This window comes from Pantoea sp. XAF26B01_ASV70 (genome assembly GCF_054512635.1).
On the sequence record NZ_CM137251.1, the window covers coordinates 987,569 to 1,010,438 of the forward strand.

Genomic DNA, 22,870 nt, shown 5'->3' on the forward strand with positions numbered 1-22,870 from the left:
TTTACGGTCCGGACTTCTGATACTGGAATTTTTAACGCGATGACGACTCAGGCACCTGGTTCACTGCTTCCGCTCTCCCCGGAACAACTCGCTCGCTTACAGGCGGCGACGACAGATTATTCCCCGACTCAACTGGCGTGGCTGTCAGGCTATTTCTGGGGCAGGGTGGAACAGACCCCGGGTAGCGCCGTCGCCAGCACTGCATCTGCTCCGGCTCCGGCCGAAGCGCCCGCCATTACGCTGCTTTCTGCCTCCCAGACCGGCAACGCACGTCGTCTGGCTGAGCAGTTGCGTGATGACCTGCTGGCCGCAAAGCTGAACGTAAACCTGGTGAATGCCGGTGATTACAAGTTCAAACAGATTGGCCAGGAAAAAATGCTGGTGGTTGTAACCTCCACCCAGGGCGAAGGCGAACCGCCAGAAGAGGCGGTGGCGCTGCATAAATTCCTGATGTCGAAAAAGGCACCGAAAATGGAGGGTGCCGCCTTCGCAGTGTTTGGCCTGGGCGACACCTCTTATGAATTCTTCAGTCAGGCGGGTAAAGATTTTGACAGCCGACTGGCGGAGCTGGGCGGCGAGCGTCTGCTGGATCGCGTTGATGCGGATGTTGAGTATGCGGAGCAGGCCGCCGCCTGGCGCACTGCGCTGACGGAAATTCTCAAGAAACGCGTTCCCACTGAATCCCCGGCGCAGGCTGCGGCGACAGCAGCCGGCAGCGTCAACGAAGTCACCACCAGCCCCTATACTAAAGAGTCGCCGCTCAGCGCGAGTCTGGCGGTGAATCAGAAAATTACCGGACGGGACTCAGACAAAGATGTGCGCCATATCGAAATCGATCTGGGCGATTCCGGTCTGCGCTACCAGCCTGGCGATGCGCTGGGCGTCTGGTATGAGAACGACGCGGCGCTGGTCAGCGAACTGCTGGAGCTGGTCTGGCTGAAAGGCGATGAGCCGGTAGAGGTTCAGGGGAAAACCCTGCCGCTGGCGGAGGCGCTGCTAAAGCATTTCGAGCTGACGGTTAACACCGCGCAGATCGTGGCGCAGTATGCCCAGCTGTCACGCAACGCGGAGTTGCTCTCACTGGTGGATGATAAAGCCAGGCTGCAGCACTATGCGCAGCACTATCCGATTGTGGATATGGTGCGCCTGGCACCGTCCGAACTCAGCGCTGAACAGCTGACCGGACTGCTGCGACCGCTGACGCCGCGACTCTACTCTATCGCCTCTTCGCAGGCTGAAACCGATACCGAAGTGCATATCACCGTCGGTGCCGTTCGCTTTGATATTGAAGGTCGCCAGCGTGGCGGCGGTGCATCGACCTGGCTGGCCGATCGCATCGAAGAAGAGGGCGAAGTCCGGGTCTTCATCGAACACAACGACAACTTCCGCCTGCCGGCTAATCCGGATGCGCCAGTGATCATGATTGGTCCGGGCACCGGCATCGCGCCGTTCCGCGCCTTTATGCAGCAGCGCGACAACGACGATGCCAGCGGCAAAAACTGGCTATTCTTTGGTAATCCGCACTTCACCGACGATTTCCTCTATCAGGTGGAGTGGCAGAAATATGTGAAAGATGGTCTGCTGACTCATATCGACCTCGCCTGGTCACGCGATCAGGCAGAGAAGATTTACGTACAGGATAAGATCCGCGCGAAAGGGGCCGAAGTGTGGCGCTGGATTGAAGAGGGCGCGCATCTTTATGTCTGTGGCGACGCGAATCGTATGGCAAAAGACGTCGAGCAGGCATTGCTGGATGTGGTGGTCGAACACGGCGGAATGGATCGTGAAACGGCCGACGAATTTTTAAGTGAGCTGCGCATTGAGCGCCGTTATCAGCGAGACGTTTACTAATGAGCGATAAACACCCTGGACCGCTGGTTGTAGAAGGCAAATTAGCAGACGCTGAGCGTCTGAAGAAGCAGAGCAACTATCTGCGCGGCACCATTAAAGAAGATCTGGAAGAGGGTCTGACCGGCGGTTTTACCGGCGACAACTTCCTGCTGATCCGTTTTCACGGCATGTACCAGCAGGACGATCGCGATATTCGTGCCGAACGTGCGGAGCAGAAGCTGGAGCCGCGCCACGCCATGATGCTGCGTTGCCGGTTGCCGGGCGGCATCATTACGCCGACTCAGTGGCTGGCCATCGACAAATTTGCCACCGATAAAACTATCTATGGCAGCATCCGTCTGACTAACCGTCAGACCTTCCAGTTTCACGGCATTCTGAAGAAGAACGTTAAGCCGACGCATCAGATGCTGCATGAGGTGGGGCTGGATGCGCTGGCGACCGCCAACGACGTTAACCGTAACGTGCTCTGTACGTCGAACCCGGTTGAGTCGGAGCTGCATCAGGAAGCGTATGAGTGGGCCAAGAAACTCTCTGAGCATCTGCTGCCACGCACCCGTGCCTATGCGGAGATCTGGTGGGATAAAGAAAAAGTCGCCACCACCGACGAAGAGCCGATCCTCGGTGAAACGTATCTGCCGCGTAAATTCAAAACCACCGTGGTGATCCCGCCGCATAACGACGTGGATCTGCACGCCAACGATCTGAACTTTGTCGCTGTCGCCGAGCACGGCAAGCTGGTGGGCTTTAACCTGCTGGTGGGTGGCGGGCTGTCGATTGAGCACGGTAACAAAGCGACCTACGCGCGCACCGCCAGCGAGTTTGGTTACTTCCCGGTGGAGAAGATCCTCGACGTTGCCGAGGCGGTGGTCACGACGCAGCGCGACTGGGGCAACCGTACCGACCGTAAAAACGCCAAAACCAAGTACACCCTGGAACGCGTTGGCGTCGAGACCTTTAAAGCCGAAGTTGAAAAACGGGCAGGCGTGACGTTTGAGCCGATCCGTCCTTATGAGTTCACCACCCGTGGCGATCGCATTGGCTGGATTAAAGGCATCGACAACAAATGGCACCTGACGCTGTTTATCGAAAATGGTCGCCTGCTCGACTATCCGGGCCGACCGCTGAAAAGCGGCATCGCTGAAATTGCGAAAATCCATCAGGGCGATTTCCGCCTGACCGCTAACCAGAACCTGATTGTGGCGGGCGTGCCGGAAAGCGAAAAAGCGCAGATCGAAGCAATCGCGCGCGAACATGGTCTGATGGATCACGTTACGGCACAGCGCGAAAACTCGATGGCCTGCGTGGCGTTCCCGACCTGTCCGCTGGCGATGGCAGAAGCCGAGCGCTTCCTGCCTGCCTTCGTGACCAAAGTGGAAGGGATCATGCATGCGCATGGCGTTGGCGATGAGCACATAGTGTTACGCGTTACCGGTTGTCCCAACGGCTGTGGCCGTGCCATGCTGGCTGAGCTGGGTCTGGTGGGTAAAGCGCCAGGTCGCTACAACCTGCATCTGGGTGGAAACCGCAGCGGAACGCGTATTCCCCGCATGTACCGTGAAAACATTAACGAAAGCGAAATTCTCGCCACCATTGATGAGCTGGTGGGACGCTGGGCCACTGAGCGCCAGGCCGCTGAAGGCTTTGGTGACTTCACCATCCGCGCGGGCATTGTTGCGCCGGTGCTGGACCCGGCACGCGATTTTTGGGAGGAAGCAAAATGAGTCACCCCGACCTCGCAGCACTGAATGAGATGTCCAAAGTCCAGCGTGCTATGGCGCTGGCCGCGACCAATGCGCAGCTGGAGAAGTCATCAGCGGAAGAGCGGGTCAGCTGGGCGCTGGAGAATCTGCCGGGTGCCTATGTGCTCTCCTCCAGTTTCGGTATTCAGGCCGCGGTGTCGCTGCATCTGGTGACGCGTCAGCAGCCCGATATTCCGGTGATCCTGACCGACACCGGCTATCTGTTCCCGGAGACCTATCGTTTTATTGATGAGCTGGCGGACCAGCTCAATCTCAACCTTAAAGTGTTCCGCGCCGAAACCTCACCGGCCTGGCAGGAAGCGCGCTACGGCAAACTGTGGGAGCAGGGCGTCGAGGGGATTGAGAAATATAACGAGATCAACAAAGTTGAGCCGATGAATCGCGCCATTGAAACCCTGGGCGCGCAGACCTGGTTTGCCGGATTGCGCCGCGACCAGTCGGGCAGTCGGGCGAATCTGCCGGTGCTGGGCGTACAGCGTGGCGTCTTTAAGCTGCTGCCGATTATCGACTGGGATAACCGCCAGATTCATCAGTATCTGGAGCAGCATAAGCTGAAGTACCATCCGCTGTGGGATGAAGGCTATCTCTCGGTGGGCGATACCCATACCACCCGCAAGTGGGAGCCGGGTATGGCAGAAGAAGAGACGCGCTTCTTCGGTCTCAAGCGCGAGTGTGGTCTGCACGAAGGCTGACGCAGGACTTCTCTCCCCGAACACAGGGAGAGAAGTTTTTGGCTGGAGTCAGGCGGAAAGCTAAGCGCCTTTTAATCCGGCAAACGCCTCTGCTGCACGGGTCACATTCACTTTCGTCACCTCATACTCTGCCACCGTGACAAACGGATCTTCCGCTAAAATTGCATCCAGCTCTTCTCGTTCCATCTCCCTGACCAGTAACATGCCGCCCGTGCGCGGATCTTTACGTGCCGCTGCAATAAAAAAGCCCGCGTCAAAATAGCGATCCAGCCATTCGATATGGGCTGCCAGCAGAGCTTCAACTTCTTCTACCGGACGAACGTAATTCAGAAAGACCACGTACATGTCAGATCCTTACACTTTGGGATTGGTCAGTTCACTGAGCAGCGGCAGCAGCACGCGAACGCTGTCGCGGGTTCGCAAGGTTATCTGCCCCGGCAGCCAGCGGTCGAGATAGCTCAGATTATCCAGGTCAGTCTGATGGCGGGTAACGCCATCAGGAAAGTGGGGACTACGATGACGCTGCAGCGCACCATCTTTATTACCCAGCGTCCAGTTGCTGGCGGTCACATCCAGCAGCGGAAAGCCCGCCTTGTCGAAGGCATTAAGAGCGTCAAAGTCTTTACGGTTCAGCTGATGACTGGCGGCGGGAATGCCCTGCTGACGTGCCAGTAACAGGGCTCGTTCGCTGGTCTGCTTGCGCACCGCCCGGGGCGTATTCATGCCGCTGTTAAAATAGAGATGATCGCCGGTGATCAGGCTATTCAGATCGATGACCAGCAGGGTATTCTTCTTCTCACGCGTGCTCATCCGCTCAACATAATCATCCATGCCGTGCAGATCTGCCTCTCCGGCGCTCAGCGCCACAAAGCGTATGCCGTAGTGCAGCGGTTTGCGGCTCAGCTGCTGCGCCAGCTCCAGCATCACGCCAAGACCCGATGCATTATCATCGACGCCCTGCAGGCGTAAGCCGCCCAGGTTGTGCTGGGCCTGGCTGCTATTTTGCGGCGTCCAGGTATCCAGATGTGCCACGATCAGAATCTCCTGCGGCACGCTGCCTGCACTCGCGGCAATCACCGAGGTTGCCGTGAGCTTATGCCAGCGCTGCGTGCCGTCCTCTTCCTGCCACTTATAGCCGGTCCTGAACTGGCGGGTATTGGTCTTATACCCCAGCGCGGTAAATTGCTGGTGCAGGTAGTCGGCTGCCATCAGCTCAGCCGGGCTGCCGCTCATCCGGCCAGGAAACAAGGTGGCGATGTGCCGGACCTGCTGTTCGGCAAACTGGCCAGGCGGAGTGGCCAGAGCCAGCGGAGAAATGAGTGCGCCAAATAAAATTGTCGCTACCCTCAAGCGGAGGGAATAAAACATAGTGCATCCTTTTTCATTATTCGGGAGCCGTTCCGCATGGGGCCAGGGCCAGCCATGCCGCGCGCATTATATCCTTTTTGTCCCGTGACTTTGTTAGTGGAATCGGGCGCTGTCACTACCGAAAGGCGTAACGGACCATTATCGCTGGCACTTATCTGCTTTTGCTGCCGCAGGTGTGGCTTTCAATATGTGAGCCTGTTCACGAAAAAGCCATTAAATTTCATCTGTTAATACCAAATTGTTCTGTGCTTTGCGGCGTCGTTATTCCATTCGGTAACTACTCATTCCAATTCGTAATTTCATCTGGATAAACTCAGCGACGTATAGTCGCGTTAATACAAAGTTAAAACATCAGGGTTAACGTGGACTATTTGCCTCTTTTTGCCGATCTTTCTGGCCGCCCGGTTCTGGTTGTCGGCGGGGGAGATATTGCGGCGCGAAAAATTGAACTGCTGCGCCGTGCACGTGCGCGCGTTCTGATCGCATCTCGTGAACTCTGCCCTGAACTGCAGGCACTGCTGGATAAGCAGGAGCTGGAGTGGCTGGCGACCGAATTTAACCCGGCCCAGCTGGATGGCGTTTTCCTGGTGATTGCCGCCACCGACGACAACCATCTCAACAGCCAGGTGTTTGAAGCCGCCAATGCGCGGCATAAGCTGGTTAACGTGGTGGATGACCAGCCAAAATGCACCTTTATCTTCCCCTCGATTGTTGACCGCTCACCGCTGGTGGTGGCGATCTCCTCCAGCGGCACCGCACCGGTGCTGGCACGCATGCTGCGCGAAAAAATCGAAACGCTGCTGCCTGCCAGTCTGGGTCAGATGGCTGAAGTGGCCGGACTCTGGCGCGATAAAGTCAAACAGCGCTTCAGCCGCATGTCTGACCGTCGGCGCTTCTGGGAACGCGCTTTCGATGGCCGGTTCGCCAGTGAGATGTCTGCCGGTAACGTCGAAGAGGCGAAACGCACGCTGGACCGTGAGCTGCTGGAAGAGCCGACCCGTCAGGGCGAGATCTTTCTGGTGGGCGCCGGGCCGGGCGACAGCGGTCTGCTGACGCTGCGTGGCCTGCAGGTGATGCAGTTAGCCGATGTGGTGCTCTACGACCATCTGGTCAGCGAAGAGGTGCTGGATCTGGTGCGCCGCGATGCCGATCGCATCTGCGTCGGCAAACGGGCCAGCGCGCACACGTTGCCGCAGGAAGAGATCAATCAGATGCTGGTTTCACTGGCGCTGAAAGGCAAGCGCGTCGTGCGCCTCAAGGGCGGCGATCCCTTTATCTTTGGCCGCGGCGGCGAAGAGCTGCAGGCGGCTCAGCAGGCGGGTGTGCCGTTCCAGGTGGTGCCGGGCGTCACCGCGGCAGCCGGTGCGACGGCCTATGCCGGTATTCCGCTGACCCACCGCGACTACGCGCAGAGCGTGATGTTTATTACCGGTCACTGCCGTCCCGATGGGGATGACATTGACTGGCCATCGCTGGCGCGTGCGCGTCAGACGCTGGCGATCTACATGGGAACCGTTAAAGCCGCTGCCATCAGCGAGGCGCTGATTCAGCACGGTCGCGCGCCATCAACGCCGGTGGCGGTGATCAGTCGCGGCACCCGTCAGGATCAACAGGTGCTGACCGGCACCTTAGAACAACTTGAGGCGCTGGCCGCCTCGGCACCCACTCCGGCGCTGCTGGTGATCGGAGAGGTGGTTAATCTGCACGGGCAACTCGCCTGGTTTAAACATTCAGCACAGCAGGGGGCTCGCGAGTCCGCCGTTGTCAATCTGGCTTGAGGGAAAATCATGGACCAAAAACGACTCACTCATCTGCGTCAGCTGGAGGCGGAGAGTATCCACATCATTCGCGAAGTGGCGGCGGAGTTCAGCAATCCGGTGATGATGTACTCCATCGGCAAAGACTCCTCGGTCATGCTCCATCTGGCGCGTAAAGCCTTCTACCCAGGCACGTTGCCGTTCCCGTTGCTGCATGTGGATACCGGCTGGAAATTCCGTGAAATGTACGAATTTCGCGATCGCACCGTGAAAGCGATGGGCGCAGAGTTGCTGGTTCACCGCAACCCGGAAGGCGTGGCGATGGGCATCAACCCCTTTGTTCACGGCAGTGCCAAACACACTGACATCATGAAAACCGAAGGGCTGAAGCAGGCGCTGAACAAATATGGTTTTGATGCAGCCTTTGGCGGCGCACGTCGTGATGAAGAGAAGTCACGCGCCAAAGAGCGTATCTACTCATTCCGTGACCGCTTCCATCGCTGGGATCCGAAAAACCAGCGCCCTGAGCTGTGGCACAACTACAACGGTCAGATCAACAAGGGTGAAAGCATCCGCGTCTTCCCGCTGTCGAACTGGACCGAACTGGATATCTGGCAGTACATCTTCCTGGAAAACATCGAGATCGTGCCGCTCTATCTCGCCGCACCGCGTCCGGTGCTGGAGCGTGATGGCATGCTGATGATGATCGATGACGATCGCATCAACCTGCAGCCGGGTGAAGAGATCACCGAACGAATGGTCCGTTTCCGTACGCTCGGCTGCTGGCCGCTGACCGGCGCGGTAGAGTCCGAGGCGCAGACGCTGCCGGAGATCATCGAAGAGATGCTGGTTTCCACCACCAGCGAGCGTCAGGGCCGCATGATCGATCGCGATCAGTCCGGTTCGATGGAACTGAAAAAACGTCAGGGTTATTTCTAAGGAGACGCCAGATGAATACCGTAATTGCACAACAGATTGCCGACCAGGGCGGCGTTGAAGCCTGGCTGACCACGCAACAACACAAGAGCCTGCTGCGTTTTCTGACCTGCGGCAGCGTTGACGACGGAAAAAGTACCCTGATTGGACGTCTGCTACACGACACCCGTCAGATCTATGAAGATCAGCTCTCGTCGCTGCACAACGACAGCAAACGTCACGGCACCCAGGGCGAGAAGCTCGATCTGGCGCTGCTGGTGGATGGTCTGCAGGCTGAGCGTGAGCAGGGCATTACCATTGATGTGGCCTACCGCTACTTCTCGACCGAAAAGCGTAAATTTATTATCGCCGACACGCCGGGACATGAGCAGTACACCCGTAACATGGCGACCGGCGCGTCAACCTGCGATCTGGCGATCCTGCTGATCGATGCGCGTAAAGGCGTACTGGATCAGACCCGCCGCCACAGCTTTATCTCGACGCTGCTGGGGATCAAACACCTGGTGGTGGCGATCAATAAGATGGATCTGGTGGAGTACAACCAGGAACGCTTCGAGCAGATCAAACAGGATTACCTCGACTTTGCTGCGCAGCTGCCGGAAGACCTCGATATCCGCTTTGTGCCGATGTCGGCGCTGGAAGGGGATAACGTCGCCTCTGCCAGTCAGACCATGCCGTGGTATAGCGGCCCGACGCTGCTGGATGTGCTGGAGACCGTGGAGCTGAAGCGCGTCGTCGATCATCAGCCGATGCGTTTCCCGGTGCAGTATGTCAACCGTCCGAACCTCGATTTTCGTGGCTATGCCGGCACCCTGGCGTCGGGCAGCGTGCAGGTAGGCCAGCGCGTTAAAGTGCTGCCTTCTGGCGTGGAGTCGACCATTGCCCGCATTGTGACCTTCGATGGCGATCTGCAGGAAGCGGGTGCAGGCGAAGCGATTACCCTGGTGCTGCAGGATGAGATTGATATCAGCCGTGGCGATCTGCTGGTGGATGCCAGTGAAGAGCTGGCAGCGGTTCAGTCTGCCAGCGTTGACGTGGTCTGGATGTCAGAACAGCCGCTGCAGGCCGGTCAGAGTTATGACCTGAAAATCGCCGGTAAGAAAACCCGTGGCCGGGTAGAGAAGGTGCTGCATCAGGTCGAGATCAACTCGCTGGAGACGCGTCAGGTCGATACGCTGCCGCTGAACGGTATCGGTCGCATTGAGATCACCTTTGATGAACCGATGGTGCTCGACAGCTATCAGCAGAACCCGGTAACCGGCGGCATGATCTTTATCGATCGCCTGAGCAACGTCACCGTGGGTGCCGGCATGATCCATCAGCCAAACCATGATGCCCCGGTTAATACCGGTGAGTTCAGCGCGTTTGAGCTGGAACTGAATGCGCTGGTGCGCCGCCACTTCCCACACTGGAATGCGCGCGACCTGCTGGGCGGTCAGTAATGGCGCAGCACGACGATAACGTGGTGTGGCATGATCATCCGGTGACACGCGCCTCACGCGAACAGCAGCATGGCCATCAGGGCGTGGTGCTGTGGTTCACCGGCCTTTCGGGCTCGGGGAAATCCACCGTTGCCGGTGCGCTGGAGCAGGCGCTGCACCGCATCGGCGTCAGCACCTATCTGCTGGATGGTGACAATGTGCGTCACGGCCTCTGTCGTGACCTCGGTTTCAGCGATGATGACCGTAAAGAGAATATCCGTCGCGTCGGTGAAGTGGCGAAACTGATGGTGGATGCCGGACTCGTGGTGCTCACTGCCTTTATTTCGCCGCATCGCGCCGAGCGTCAGATGGTGCGCGATCTGCTGGAGCCGGGACAGTTTATCGAGGTATTTGTCGATACGCCGTTAGCCGTGTGTGAAGCGCGTGATCCGAAAGGCTTGTATCGCAAAGCGCGCGCCGGTGAACTGCGTAATTTCACCGGCATCGACAGCGTCTATGAGGCGCCCGATAGCCCGGAAATCCAGCTGGATGGCGAACAATTGGTTACAAAACTGGCCGCCCAATTGTTAGACCTGCTGCGTGACCGCGATATCATCAAATCCTGAAGAGACAGCGGCAAATCGTTTCTGATTTGCCGCCCTCGCGCCAACAGGATGCCTATGCAGAACATTACCCCAATGCTCGCTCGAAAAGATGACTCCTCCCCGGATGAGCCGCGCTCATTGCTGCCGGGCGGCGTTATCGGCTTTCTCGCTTACTGGTGCGCGCTGGCGATCCCTTTCCTGCTGTTCGGCTCTAACACGCTGTTCTTCTTTCTTTATACCTGGCCATTCTTTCTGGCGCTGCTGCCGGTTGCGGTGGTCACGGGTATCGCGCTGAATACGCTGCTGAGTGGACAGTGGCTGTGGGCCGCGCTCGCCACGGTGATCATGGTTGTCACGCTCTTCTGGTTAATGTTCTCTTTTCTCTCTGGCTGGTAAGCCCTCAGTGCGCCCGCGCTGATGTGCAAACGCATCGGCAGGTTACAAATCTTTTCCCGTCTGAATCGGTACTGATTCATATTTTGCGCAGACGCGCAGCAAAGCGCGCCATTTTCTCCGCTGGTGTGGAGTCCTGTGCAAAGTTATGGGATGATTGGGCCGTTTTTAGGGGGCGGGATGGGAAAACTGACGTTACTGTTATTGGTGCTGCTTGGCTGGCTGCAATATTCGTTGTGGCTGGGGAAAAATGGCATCCATGACTATACGCGCGTCAATGATGATGTCGCGGTGCAACAGGCAAACAATGCCAAACTGAAATCGCGAAACGATCAGCTGTTTGCCGAAATTGACGATCTCAATGGCGGCTCGGAAGCGATCGAGGAGCGTGCACGCAATGAACTGGGCATGATTAAGCCCGGTGAGACTTTCTATCGTCTGGTGCCTGACCAGAACAAACGCAACGCGCAACAAGCAGCGCTTAACCAACAACGATAAAACATGAACACTCTGGCCTCCCTTGCGGATGTGATTGCCGTGGTGCCCGCTGCCGGGATCGGCAGCCGCATGCAGGCAACCTGTCCGAAGCAGTATCTGACGATTGGTCAGCACACCCTTCTGGAACACAGCATTGCGCGTCTGTTTTCCCATCCCGCTATCAAACAGGTGATTGTCGCCCTCAGTCCTGATGACCAGCACTTCGCTTCACTGCCGCTGGCACGCGATCCGCGCGTGCTCAGGGTGACAGGCGGAGAGACCCGCGCCGAATCGGTGCTGGCCGGATTGCAGGCCGCACAGGGTTCCGCCTGGGTGCTGGTCCATGACGCCGCGCGTCCCTGTCTGCATCCCGACGATCTCCAGCAACTGCTCAACGTGCGTGAACAGAGCCACGTTGGCGGGATTCTGGCCGCGCCAGTGCGTGACACCATGAAACGGGGCGAGCCGGGCAAAGCCGCGGTGGCCCATACCGTAGAGCGCGACGATCTCTGGCACGCCTTAACGCCGCAATTTTTCCCTCATGCGCTACTCACCGCCTGCCTGACGCGGGCGCTGGCAGAAGGCGCGACCATCACCGATGAAGCCTCGGCGCTGGAGTATTGCGGCTACCACCCGCTGTTAGTCAGCGGACGCAGTGATAACATCAAAGTCACCCGGCCAGAAGATCTGGCGCTGGCGGCTTTTTATCTGAGTCAGATTCAATTAAAGGAGAGCGCATGATGCGTATCGGTCACGGTTTTGACGTTCACGCCTTTGGCGGAGAGGGTCCGTTAGTGATTGGCGGTGTGCGGATCCCGTTTGAGCAGGGTTTTATCGCCCATTCGGATGGCGATGTGGCGCTGCATGCGCTGACTGACGCGCTGCTGGGCGCAGTGGCGATGGGCGATATCGGCAAGCTGTTTCCTGACACCGATCCGGCCTTTAAAGGGGCGGACAGCCGCGGCCTGCTGCGTGAGGCCTGGCGCCGTATCGAAGCCAAAGGCTATCGCATTGGTAATGTCGACGTCACGATTATTGCTCAGGCACCGAAAATGCTGCCGCACGTGCCACAGATGCGGATCAATATTGCAGAAGATCTGGGCTGCCATATGGATGCGGTCAACGTCAAAGCGACCACCACCGAGAAGCTGGGCTTTACCGGGCGCGGCGAAGGCATCGCCTGTGAAGCGGTGGCGTTAGTCCTGAAAGCTGACAGGCAATGATGCTGAATTACCTGCACGGTACACCCGTGGCCTCCGGCGTGATCAAAGCCAATCCGGAAGATTTCGTGGTGGTTGAAGATCTCGGTTATGGCGCGGATGGTGAAGGTGAGCACCTGCTGGTGCGCATCCGTAAAGTGGGGGCCAATACCCGCTTTGTGGCTGAGGCACTGGCGAAGTATCTCGGTATTCATCAGCGCGACATGAGTTATGCCGGAATGAAAGATCGCCATGCGGTGACGGAACAGACCCTCTGTTTTCGTCTGCCGGGTAATGCGATGCCCGATCTTCGCGGTTTTGAGCTGGAAGGGGTCGAGATTCTGCAGGCGGTGCGCCACAAACGTAAGCTGCGCATCGGCGCACTGGCGGGGAACGCGTTCCGGCTGATCATCCGCCAGATCAGTGACCGTGATGCGGTTGAAACGCGTCTGGCGCAGATTCGTGATGCGGGCGTGCCCAACTATTTTGGTGAACAGCGCTTTGGCCGCGGCGGCAATAACCTGGTGATGGCTGAAAAGTGGGCGCGCAATGAGATCATTATTCGCGACCGCAACAAGCGCAGCCTGATGCTCTCTGCCGCGCGCAGTTCGCTGTTTAATCAGGTGACCAGTGCGCGTCTGCAACAGCAGGGTGGGCTGACTCAGGTGCTCAACGGCGATGCGTTGCAGCTGACCGGACGAGGCAGCTGGTTTGTCGCGCAGCCTGATGAACTGGCAGAGTCACAGCGCCGGGTTGATCAGCATGAGCTGCGCATCACCGCGCCGCTGCCGGGACGGGGCGAGCCTGGCCCGCAGGCTGACGCGCTGGCCTTTGAACAGCAGGCGCTGGCTGATGAGACGCTGCTGCTGGGACTGATTGAACGTGAGAAGGTCGATGCTGCACGCCGTGCCATGCTGGTGGTGCCGCGCGATATGCAGTGGAGCTGGTGGGATGATGTCACGCTGGAACTGGCATTCTGGCTGCCAGCGGGCAGCTTTGCCACCAGCGTGGTCCGGGAGCTGCTGACCCACGCGGACTCGCCCGATCAGATTGATGAGTAATCTTCGCCGCAACCTGACCCGCAGTGTGGGTAATGTTGCGGCAAACCCCCACCGTCGTGTGATTTACGCCTACCACTTCGTTGCGCGCCTCGCTAGAATGCAAAAATCGCCGTCTATTCCTCACCTGTTGCCATGCCGTTAAAACAGGTTCCGTCAAGGCGACCAGTCGAATAAAAAAAGGTCAGAACGAAATGCGGATATTGCTCAGTAACGATGACGGCATTCATGCGCCAGGCATTCAGACTCTGGCGAAAGCCCTGCGGCAGATTGCTGACGTGCAGGTTGTTGCCCCCGATCGTAACCGAAGCGGTGCCTCGAACTCATTAACGCTGGAAACGCCTCTGCGCACCTTCACCCATGAAAACGGCGATATCGCCGTCCAGATGGGGACGCCGACCGACTGCGTCTATCTGGGGGTGAATGCGCTGATGCAGCCGCGTCCCGACATTGTGGTGTCGGGCATCAATGCCGGCCCCAATCTGGGCGATGATGTGATCTACTCCGGCACGGTGGCGGCAGCGATGGAAGGGCGACATCTTGGCTTGCCGGCTATCGCGGTTTCGCTCAATGGCCATCAGCACTACGCCACCGCGGCGGCCGTGACCTGCGCGCTCCTCAGGGCACTGACGCATAAACCGCTGCGCACCGGCCGCATTCTCAACATCAACGTTCCCGATCTGCCGTTGTCAGAACTCAAAGGCATCCGCGTTACGCGCTGTGGCAGTCGCCATCCGGCGGATCAGGTGATTGCGCAGCAGGATCCGCGTGGCAATACACTCTACTGGATTGGTCCGCCAGGCGAAAAACTGGATGCGGGCCCGGATACAGACTTCGCCGCCGTGGATCAGGGCTACGTCTCTGTCACGGCACTCCATGTCGATTTAACGGCGCACAGCGCGCAGAACGTTCTCAGTGACTGGCTGGCTAAAGCTGAGGTGAACCTGGCATGGTGAATCGGCGTATTGAGACGTTGCTGTCACAACTGCGTCAGCAGGGCATCGATGATGAAAACCTGCTGAAAGCCATCAGCGAGGTGCCGCGTGAACGTTTTATCGACGAAGCGTTCGAGCATAAAGCCTGGGACAATGTAGCCTTGCCCATCGGCTCCGGTCAGACGATATCACAGCCCTACATGGTCGCGCGGATGACCGCGCTGCTCGGACTTAATCCGCATTCGCGTGTGCTGGAGATTGGTACGGGTTCAGGTTATCAGACGGCGATTCTTGCCCATCTGGTGGACCATGTTTATTCAGTGGAACGCATCAAAGGGCTGCAGTGGCAGGCCAAGCGTCGTCTGAAACAGCTGGATCTGCATAATGTCTCAACCCGTCATGGTGATGGCTGGCAGGGCTGGCCTTCACGTGGCCCCTTCGATGCCATCATCGTCACGGCTGCACCGCCTGAAATTCCGATTGCGCTGATAGCACAACTGGCAGAAGGCGGCATCATGGTGCTGCCGGTTGGTGAAGATCAGCAGGTACTGAAGCGCCTGCGTCGTCAGGGCGAAGAGGTGATGGAAGAGACCATTGAACCAGTGCGTTTTGTCCCGCTGGTGCAGGGCGATCTGGCCTGACCCTCTTCGTATTTCTTCACAACTGTTTCATAGCACCACGTACCTGATGTTGTTACTATCCAGTTTATTCATCGAAAACGCAGATTTTATCGCGCCGCGCAGAGTATCCTGCTGGCAGATACAGTGAAACAGATAGATCAGAGTTGCCATCACGGGGGATTAATGAGCACGGGAAGCACACTTTTTCAGTTACGCCGTCTGGCGGCGCTTTCACTGGTAGGTTTTTGGCTGGCAGGCTGTAGCTCCAGCGACAACTCACAGGCACCCATCAGTCGCGTTGGCGATAATGGTGGCATGAACACTAACCAGTCTGGAGCAGACATGAGTTCAGGCGGCGTTCCTGCCACGCCAGCCCAGGGACAAATGTTAAGCAAAAATTCAGCATCTGCCCCCGCTAGTGGTGGAATGATTAGTACCAACAGCAATGTTGAGACGCAGAATGGCCGGATTGTTTACAATCGCAGTTATCAGAACATTCCTAAGGGTAGCTACTCCGGTGAAACTTATACCGTTAAGCGTGGCGACACATTGTTTTACATCGCCTGGATTACCGGCAACGATTTCCGTGATTTAGCCCAGCGCAACAATGTTCCGGCGCCATATGGCCTGAATGTCGGACAAACTTTGCAGATTGGCAATGGGTCGGGTCAGCCGATTACCGGCGGCAATCCCATTACCGTTGCTGATGCAACGCAGGGCGGCGTTCCGGCGGCACCACAAATTAAATCGCCTGCTGTTGCACAGCAACCTGTTATTACGTATTCTGATGATTCAGGTAATTCGGGTGGCAGCAAAATGTTGCCTTCGAATGGAGCAAATGTTGCAACGACAACAGCTCCAGTCGTTACCGCACCCCCAACGGTTAGCAGTACAACCAACAGTTCAACGCCGGTCGGAAGCTGGCGCTGGCCGACTGACGGGAAGATCATCGATAACTTCTCTGCCGCCGAAGGTGGCAATAAAGGTATCGATATCGCCGGGACGCGCGGACAATCTGTGGTCGCCACTGCTTCAGGACGAGTGGTTTACGCAGGTAACGCACTCCGGGGTTACGGTAATTTAATCATCATTAAACACAACGATGATTACCTGAGCGCCTACGCCCACAACGATACAATGCTGGTCCGGGAACAACAGGAAGTTAAGGCGGGGCAAAAGATCGCTACCATGGGTAGCACCGGAACCAGTTCAGTCAGATTACACTTTGAAATTCGTTACAAGGGGAAATCCGTAAACCCGTTGCGTTATTTACCGCAGCGATAATCCGGCAGAACAAAACAGGTTTATGTTCTGCCCTGGAATCACGGGTAGGAGCCGCTTATGAGCCAGAATACGCTGAAAGTAAACGAGTTACATGAGAACGCGGAATTCGATGAGAACGGAGCTGAAATTTTTGACGAGAAGGCACTCGTTGAAAATGAAGCCAGTGATAGCGACGTAGCGGAAGAAGAGTTGCTATCACAGGGTGCGACGCAACGTGTGTTAGATGCGACGCAGCTCTATCTCGGGGAGATTGGCTATTCTCCGTTGTTAACGGCAGAGGAAGAAGTCTTTTTCGCTCGCCGTGCATTGCGGGGTGATATCCCTTCCCGTCGCCGTATGATCGAAAGTAACTTACGCCTGGTGGTGAAAATCGCTCGTCGTTACAGCAATCGTGGTTTAGCTCTGCTGGACCTGATTGAAGAAGGTAACCTCGGCCTGATTCGCGCCGTAGAGAAATTTGACCCGGAGCGCGGGTTCCGTTTCTCAACGTACGCCACCTGGTGGATTCGTCAGACTATTGAACGGGCGATCATGAATCAAACCCGTACCATCCGTCTGCCGATTCACATTGTGAAAGAACTGAATGTTTATCTGCGTACTGCGCGTGAACTTTCCCACAAGCTCGACCATGAGCCGAGTGCGGAAGAGATCGCAGAGCAGCTTGATAAACCGGTTGATGACGTAAGCCGCATGTTACGTCTCAACGAACGCATTACCTCGGTTGATACGCCATTAGGCGGTGATTCTGAAAAAGCGCTGCTGGATATTCTGGCCGATGAGAAAGACAACGGCCCGGAAGACACCACGCAGGACGATGATATGAAACAAAGCATCGTTAAATGGCTGTTCGAACTGAACGCCAAGCAGCGTGAAGTGCTGGCACGTCGTTTCGGCCTGTTGGGCTATGAAGCGGCAACACTTGAGGATGTGGGTCGTGAAATCGGCTTAACCCGCGAGCGTGTACGCCAGATTCAGGTTGAAGGTTTACGCCGTCTGCGTGAAATCCTGCAGGCGCAGGGCCTCAGCATTGAAGCACTGTTTCGTGAATAATCGTTAACAGTAAATCTGAGTTTGAATGCGAAAAGCGATGGTGAAAACCATCGCTTTTTTTATGTCTGCAGAAAAGTGATTTGCGGGCGAGCAAGCATCGCACCGCGCATTAACGCGGTGCGATGTACGGGATGTAATATCAGACCAGCGATTTAAGACGATAAATCCAGTCGAGTGCCTGACGCGGTGTCAGCGTATCGGGATCCAGCGCCTCTAGCGCCTCCATGGCAGGCGAGGTCTCTTCAACCAGCAGCGGCAGCTGAGAGCCATCGACCGTCGATGACGCGGAGTGGTTTGAAACGGTCTCAAGTTCCTTCAGCTTATTGCGTGCCCGCTTAATCACCTCTTTGGGTACGCCGGCCAGCGCCGCCACCGCCAGACCATAGCTCTTACTTGCCGCACCCTCCTGGACGCTGTGCATAAAGGCGATCGTGTCGCCATGCTCAACGGCATCCAGATGGACGTTGACCACGCCTTCCATTTTTTCCGGCAGGGTTGTCAGCTCGAAATAATGGGTGGCAAACAGCGTCATCGCCTTGATGCGGTTCGCCAGGTTTTCGGCGCAGGCCCAGGCGAGCGATAAACCGTCGTAGGTGGATGTTCCGCGTCCAATCTCATCCATCAGCACCAGGCTGTTTTCGGTGGCGTTGTGCAGGATGTTAGCGGTTTCGGTCATCTCAACCATAAAGGTCGAGCGCCCGGAGGCGAGATCGTCAGCGGCACCGACACGGGTAAAGATGCGATCCAGCGGGCCAATCAGCGTCTCATCGGCAGGAACAAAACTGCCAATCCATGCCATCAGCGCAATCAGTGCCGCCTGGCGCATATAGGTACTTTTACCGCCCATGTTGGGGCCGGTAATAATCAGCATTCTGCGCTGGGGTGCCAGTGACAGTGGGTTGGCAATAAACGGCTCTTTCAGAACCTGTTCCACCACCGGATGGCGTCCGCCGCTGATTTTAATCCCGGCTTTATCCTGCAATACCGGGCGGCAATAGTTCAGGGACCAGGCACGTTCTGCCAGGTTGCTTAACACATCCAGCTCTGCCAGCGCGGCGGCACTCAGCTGCAGCGCTTCAAGATGCGGCAGCAACTGATCGAACAGCGCTTCATACAGGCTTTTTTCCAGCGACAGCGCTTTACCCTTGGAGGTGAGTACTTTGTCTTCGTACTCTTTCAGCTCCGGAATGATATAGCGTTCAGCATTTTTCAGGGTCTGACGACGGACATAGTGCATCGGTACCTGATGGCTCTGTCCGCGGCTCACCTGAATGTAATAACCATGCACGCCGTTAAAGCCGACCTTCAGGGTATCCAGTCCCAGCTTCTCGCGTTCGCGGATCTCCAGCCGGTCAAGATAGTCGGTTGCGCCATCTGCCAGTGCGCGCCACTCATCCAGCTCCGCGTTGTAGCCGGGCGCAATCACTCCGCCGTCGCGGATCAGCACCGGCGGTGACTCAATCACCGCCTGTTCCAGCAGCTCACGTAACGCAGTGAACTCGCCCATCTGCGTGCGCAGCTTCTGCAACTGGGGCGCCTCAACATCGGCCAGCAGCTGGTTAAGTTCCGGCAGTTGCTGAAACGCATGACGCATGCGAGCCAGATCGCGCGGACGTGCGGTGCGCAGGGCCAGGCGAGCCAGGATTCGCTCCAGATCGCCGACCTGACGCAGCACCGGTTGCAGCACGTCGCTGAGATTTTGCAGCTCAGCAATCGACTCCTGACGCTGGTTAATGATGCGCGCATCGCGCAGCGGCATATGCAGCCAGCGTTTCAGCATCCGGCTACCCATCGGGGTGACCGTTTTATCCAGCACCGCCGCTAAGGTGTTGTCGGTGCCGCCTGCCAGGTTCTGGGTGATCTCCAGATTACGGCGGGTGGCCGCATCCATGATGATGCTGTCCTGCTGCCGCTCCATGCTCAGCGAGCGGATGTGGGGCAGCGTGGTGCGCTGGGTATCTTTAACATACTGCAGCAGGCAGCCCGCCGCGCTCAGTCCGAGGTGCGCATTCTCTACGCCGAAGCCATTGAGATCGCGGGTGCCGAACTGCAGGTTCAGCTGCTGGCGCGCGGTGTCGATCTCAAACTCCCACAGCGGACGGCGTCGCAGGCCGCGTCGCTGATCGATTAGCGACATCGCCTGAAAATCTTCGGGGTAGAGCAGCTCCGCCGGATTGGTACGCTGCAGCTCTGCCGCCATGGTTTCAGCATCGGCAGGTTCGCTGAGGCGAAAACGGCCTGAGCTGATATCCAGCGTGGCGTAGCCAAAACCGCGCGGGCTTTGCACAATCGCCGCCAGCAGATTGTCGTGCCGCTCCTGCAACAGCGCCTCATCACTGATGGTACCTGGGGTAACGATGCGCACCACTTTGCGTTCGACCGGGCCTTTGCTCAGCGCCGGATCGCCTATCTGCTCGCAGATGGCAACGGATTCGCCCAACTGCACCAGTTTAGCCAGGTAACCTTCAACCGCATGATAGGGCACACCCGCCATCGGGATCGGTTCGCCCGCTGACGCACCGCGCTTGGTGAGTGAAATCTCCAGCAGCTGCGAGGCACGTTTTGCGTCGTCATAAAACAGCTCGTAGAAGTCACCCATACGGTAAAACAGCAGAATGTCAGGATGCTCCGCCTTGAGACGCAGGTACTGCTGCATCATCGGCGTGTGGGAAGGAAAGTCCTTTTCGGTTGGCTCTTGCATAAGGTTTTAGCTCATTTTTAATGCGGTAAATTTCTGGCGGTCAACGCCCATGAAACCGAAAGGGATTCCAGGCGCGCAGGATAATCAGATGATAACGAATAGGGCAGGGCATATGCCAGCGTGATGCACAGCCGCGATCCTGACCGGGTGTAACCTGACAGGCATCCTGGCAAATGTGGCGGCGGCTGGCGACAAAAAAGTGCCTGTTCTCATGACGCTGATGCGGGGCTGCGAGGCGGCTCGCGATTTCTGCGGCAGTTTATGGCCGGCAGGAGGGCAATGCGCCGCATCGGGAAGGGGAAAGTGTCAGTGCAGCCCGTTCTGCAGCGCCCAGACGGCGGCTTCAAGTCGGGATTTAAGGTTCATCTTTTTCAGCAGATATTTAACGTGAACCTTAACCGTGCTTTCACTGATGGCCAGCTTGCGGGCAATCGCTTTATTGGTCATCCCGTCGCTGATCAGTTGCAGAATATCGCGTTCGCGCCGGGTCAGCTGATTGATGTCGCGCGTCTGAGCAGGCTGCGCTTCACGCAACCGGGCGACCAGAATCGGGGTTAACGCCTCGCTCAGCACGATCTGACCGGCAGCAGCCTGATGCAGCGCTTTCAGTAAGGCTTCCGGTTCCATATCTTTCAGCAGATAACCATCAGCGCCGCGCTTCAACGCGCTGACCACATCCTCTTCATTATCTGAAACGCTGAACACCACTACCCGGCCAGAAAGGGCTATCTCACGCAGCTGGGTCAGGGTATCCAGTCCGTTCAGACCTGGCATATTAAGATCAAGCAGGATCAGGTCGGGATCATGCTGCTGTGCCAGCGCCAGGCCATCAATGCCATTACCCGCTTCGGCAACCACCTGCAGTCTTTCATCCAGCGCAATCAGCTGCTTCAGGCCATTGCGCAGCATGGGATGGTCGTCGATCAATAAAAGCGTAAATTTCTCTGCCGTCACAATGGCTCCTGTTCCTGTCACATACGCCAGCCCTGAGCGGGCGGAGAGCCTATCTTACCGGTGAAGCGGGGTCGCTATATACCCCCAATGGACTACTCCTTTATTTCCAGTCGGACACCCTTTTACAGAAGGCATGGGCGGCCGTGTTTAAACCCTATGATTTATAAGGGTTATCTGAATTCAGTCAACTACTTAACCGGGGTGAAGAGAGGGCGCTGCACCTCTGTAACCTGCATTGCCGTTGATTTGTATCAAGCCCGACACCACGGCGGATGCGCAGGATACGCACAATTATTATTCTGCTGATGAGAGATTTATGACCCAATCCACCTCTTTGCAAACCCCGACGCGCGGCGCGTTAATTCAGGACTGGCAACCGGAAAACGATGCGTTCTGGCAGGCGCGTGGTAAACGTATCGCCAGCCGTAACCTGTGGATTTCTGTCTTCTGTCTGCTGCTGGGCTTCTGCGTCTGGATGCTGTTCAGCACCGTTGCGGTTAACCTGAATAAAGTTGGCTTTACCTTCAGCACTGAGCAGCTCTTTTTACTGACCGCACTGCCGTCGGTTTCTGGCGCGTTGCTGCGTGTGCCTTACTCTTTTGTTATTCCCATCTTTGGAGGACGTCGCTGGACCGCCTTCAGCACCGGCATCCTGATCATTCCCTGCCTGTGGCTCGGCTTTGCCGTACAGGACAGCCAGACCTCATTCACCACTTTTATGGTGATTTCCCTGCTGTGCGGTTTTGGTGGCGCTAACTTCGCGTCGAGCATGGGCAATATCAGCTTCTTCTTTCCCAAAGCCCGTCAGGGCGGCGCGCTGGGTATTAACGGCGGCCTCGGTAATCTTGGCGTCAGCGTAATGCAGTTTGTCGCCCCGCTGGCGATCTCCTGTGCCATTTTTGGTTTTGCCGATGTGGGTCAGACCACCGTCACCGGCGACAGCATCTGGCTGGAAAATGCCGCCTGGATCTGGGTGCCGTTCCTGGCGATCGGCACGCTGGCGGCCTGGTTCGGCATGAACGACCTGGCGGCGGCGAAATCCTCGCTGCGTGAGCAGTTGCCGGTGCTGAAACGTCCACACCTGTGGGTTATGGCGCTGCTCTATCTGGCCACCTTTGGCTCATTTATCGGTTTCTCTGCCGGTTTTGCCATGCTGACGAAGACGCAATTTCCTGATGTCGTGATCATGCATTACGCCTTTTTCGGCCCCTTTATTGGCGCGCTGGCCCGTTCAGCAGGCGGCATCATTTCTGACCGCTTCGGCGGTACCCGCGTCACGCTTGTCAACTACGTGCTGATGGCGCTGTTTGCTGCGCTGCTGTTCCTCACCCTGCCGGGTGCCGGACATGATGGCTCGTTCGTTGCCTTCTTCGCCGTGTTTATGGGCCTGTTCCTGACGTCCGGGCTGGGCAGCGGCTCCACCTACCAGATGATTGCGGTGATCTTCCGTAAGCTGACGCTGGAACGTATCAAAGCTGAGGGCGGCGACGATGCGCTGGCACAGCGTGAAGCGGCAACAGAAACCTCTGCTGCGCTCGGCTTTATCTCCGCGATTGGCGCGCTGGGCGGTTTCTTTATTCCGCAGACTTTTGGCCTGTCGCTCGCGATGACCGGTTCACCCGCCGGCGCGATGAAAATCTTCCTGGTCTTTTATCTCTGCTGCATCGCGGTGACCTGGCTGGTTTACGGCCGAAAAGCACGCGCCTGATAACGACAAAGCCGGTGTGGCGCACCGGCACAATTTCACTTTCTGTGTCGGGACAGATGCAGAGTCAGCAATGTCACATTAAGCCTTCAGGAGTATTCCGG

At 57.2% G+C, this 22,870-nt stretch carries 21 protein-coding genes; 17 read left to right on the forward strand and 4 right to left on the reverse strand.

The genetic code is table 11. The features are described 5' to 3' along the window. The first annotated feature begins 39 nt into the window (after positions 1–39). Genes cysJ through ACX8ZY_RS04810 form a run of 3 tightly spaced genes read left to right on the forward strand, consistent with a single transcriptional unit; the run spans position 40 to position 4,303 of the window. Positions 40–1,851, forward strand: coding sequence for an NADPH-dependent assimilatory sulfite reductase flavoprotein subunit (gene cysJ / locus ACX8ZY_RS04800; RefSeq protein ID WP_459260674.1), 1,812 nt, complete (start codon positions 40–42; stop codon positions 1,849–1,851). Then, positions 1,851–3,572 (forward strand): assimilatory sulfite reductase (NADPH) hemoprotein subunit, encoded by a 1,722-nt coding sequence (gene cysI / locus ACX8ZY_RS04805; RefSeq protein WP_022623798.1) that lies wholly within the window; start codon positions 1,851–1,853, stop codon positions 3,570–3,572. Before cysJ ends, cysI begins: the two co-directional genes overlap by 1 nt. After that, the gene (locus tag ACX8ZY_RS04810) at positions 3,569–4,303 is read left to right on the forward strand and encodes a phosphoadenylyl-sulfate reductase (protein WP_010248562.1); all 735 of its coding nucleotides are present in this window, start codon (positions 3,569–3,571) and stop codon (positions 4,301–4,303) included. Before cysI ends, ACX8ZY_RS04810 begins: the two co-directional genes overlap by 4 nt. 60 nt (positions 4,304–4,363) lie before the next feature. Here the strand turns inward: ACX8ZY_RS04810 and ACX8ZY_RS04815 are convergent, their stop codons facing one another. Continuing rightward, the gene (locus ACX8ZY_RS04815; RefSeq protein ID WP_459260675.1) at positions 4,364–4,648 is read right to left on the reverse strand and encodes a YciI family protein; all 285 of its coding nucleotides are present in this window, start codon (positions 4,646–4,648) and stop codon (positions 4,364–4,366) included. Positions 4,649–4,657: 9 nt separating this feature from the next. Then, complete coding sequence (locus tag ACX8ZY_RS04820; protein WP_459260676.1) at positions 4,658–5,671, reverse strand: aminopeptidase; 1,014 nt, start codon at positions 5,669–5,671, stop codon at positions 4,658–4,660. A gap of 362 nt (positions 5,672–6,033) precedes the next feature. Here ACX8ZY_RS04820 and cysG point away from each other — a divergent pair, with 362 nt between their 5' ends. From cysG to rpoS, 13 genes are all read left to right on the forward strand, one after another. Continuing rightward, a complete protein-coding gene (gene cysG / locus ACX8ZY_RS04825) occupies positions 6,034–7,449 on the forward strand; it encodes a siroheme synthase CysG (RefSeq protein ID WP_421665250.1) in 1,416 nt (471 codons plus the stop codon). A gap of 9 nt (positions 7,450–7,458) precedes the next feature. Next, entirely contained in the window at positions 7,459–8,367 is a 909-nt protein-coding gene (gene cysD, locus ACX8ZY_RS04830) for a sulfate adenylyltransferase subunit CysD (RefSeq protein ID WP_010248554.1), read from the forward strand. Positions 8,368–8,378: 11 nt separating this feature from the next. After that, the gene (gene cysN, locus ACX8ZY_RS04835; RefSeq protein WP_124890295.1) at positions 8,379–9,806 is read left to right on the forward strand and encodes a sulfate adenylyltransferase subunit CysN; all 1,428 of its coding nucleotides are present in this window, start codon (positions 8,379–8,381) and stop codon (positions 9,804–9,806) included. Then, complete coding sequence (cysC, locus tag ACX8ZY_RS04840) at positions 9,806–10,411, forward strand: adenylyl-sulfate kinase (protein ID WP_010672130.1); 606 nt, start codon at positions 9,806–9,808, stop codon at positions 10,409–10,411. The genes cysN and cysC overlap by 1 nt, the downstream gene beginning before the upstream one ends. Before the next feature lie 54 nt (positions 10,412–10,465). Then, complete coding sequence (locus ACX8ZY_RS04845; RefSeq protein ID WP_010248547.1) at positions 10,466–10,786, forward strand: DUF3561 family protein; 321 nt, start codon at positions 10,466–10,468, stop codon at positions 10,784–10,786. Positions 10,787–10,963: 177 nt separating this feature from the next. Beyond that, on the forward strand, positions 10,964–11,281 hold the full coding sequence (gene ftsB, locus ACX8ZY_RS04850; protein WP_010248545.1) for a cell division protein FtsB: 318 nt from the start codon (positions 10,964–10,966) through the stop codon (positions 11,279–11,281). Positions 11,282–11,284: 3 nt separating this feature from the next. Next, positions 11,285–12,001, forward strand: coding sequence for a 2-C-methyl-D-erythritol 4-phosphate cytidylyltransferase (ispD, locus tag ACX8ZY_RS04855; RefSeq protein ID WP_010248543.1), 717 nt, complete (start codon positions 11,285–11,287; stop codon positions 11,999–12,001). Beyond that, positions 12,001–12,483 carry a 2-C-methyl-D-erythritol 2,4-cyclodiphosphate synthase gene (gene ispF / locus ACX8ZY_RS04860; protein WP_010672129.1) on the forward strand — a complete coding sequence of 161 codons (483 nt, stop codon included), beginning with the start codon at positions 12,001–12,003 and terminating at the stop codon, positions 12,481–12,483. The genes ispD and ispF overlap by 1 nt, the downstream gene beginning before the upstream one ends. Next, a complete protein-coding gene (truD, locus tag ACX8ZY_RS04865; protein ID WP_158131417.1) occupies positions 12,480–13,520 on the forward strand; it encodes a tRNA pseudouridine(13) synthase TruD in 1,041 nt (346 codons plus the stop codon). Before ispF ends, truD begins: the two co-directional genes overlap by 4 nt. A 191-nt stretch (positions 13,521–13,711) precedes the next feature. Beyond that, the gene (surE, locus tag ACX8ZY_RS04870; protein WP_158131418.1) at positions 13,712–14,473 is read left to right on the forward strand and encodes a 5'/3'-nucleotidase SurE; all 762 of its coding nucleotides are present in this window, start codon (positions 13,712–13,714) and stop codon (positions 14,471–14,473) included. Then, positions 14,467–15,093, forward strand: coding sequence for a protein-L-isoaspartate(D-aspartate) O-methyltransferase (locus ACX8ZY_RS04875; protein ID WP_010248537.1), 627 nt, complete (start codon positions 14,467–14,469; stop codon positions 15,091–15,093). The genes surE and ACX8ZY_RS04875 overlap by 7 nt, the downstream gene beginning before the upstream one ends. A 162-nt stretch (positions 15,094–15,255) precedes the next feature. After that, on the forward strand, positions 15,256–16,356 hold the full coding sequence (nlpD, locus tag ACX8ZY_RS04880; RefSeq protein ID WP_010248535.1) for a murein hydrolase activator NlpD: 1,101 nt from the start codon (positions 15,256–15,258) through the stop codon (positions 16,354–16,356). A 57-nt stretch (positions 16,357–16,413) separates the two neighbouring features. Beyond that, a complete protein-coding gene (gene rpoS / locus ACX8ZY_RS04885; protein ID WP_003849090.1) occupies positions 16,414–17,406 on the forward strand; it encodes an RNA polymerase sigma factor RpoS in 993 nt (330 codons plus the stop codon). A gap of 139 nt (positions 17,407–17,545) precedes the next feature. Here the strand turns inward: rpoS and mutS are convergent, their stop codons facing one another. Beyond that, complete coding sequence (gene mutS, locus ACX8ZY_RS04890; RefSeq protein ID WP_010248533.1) at positions 17,546–20,107, reverse strand: DNA mismatch repair protein MutS; 2,562 nt, start codon at positions 20,105–20,107, stop codon at positions 17,546–17,548. Between the two features lie 306 nt (positions 20,108–20,413). After that, positions 20,414–21,016 (reverse strand): two-component system response regulator NarL, encoded by a 603-nt coding sequence (gene narL / locus ACX8ZY_RS04895; RefSeq protein WP_050442355.1) that lies wholly within the window; start codon positions 21,014–21,016, stop codon positions 20,414–20,416. A gap of 361 nt (positions 21,017–21,377) precedes the next feature. Here narL and ACX8ZY_RS04900 point away from each other — a divergent pair, with 361 nt between their 5' ends. Further along, positions 21,378–22,769, forward strand: a complete 1,392-nt coding sequence (locus tag ACX8ZY_RS04900) for a NarK family nitrate/nitrite MFS transporter (RefSeq protein ID WP_010248529.1) — start codon at positions 21,378–21,380, stop codon at positions 22,767–22,769. Positions 22,770–22,870 lie beyond the last annotated feature (101 nt).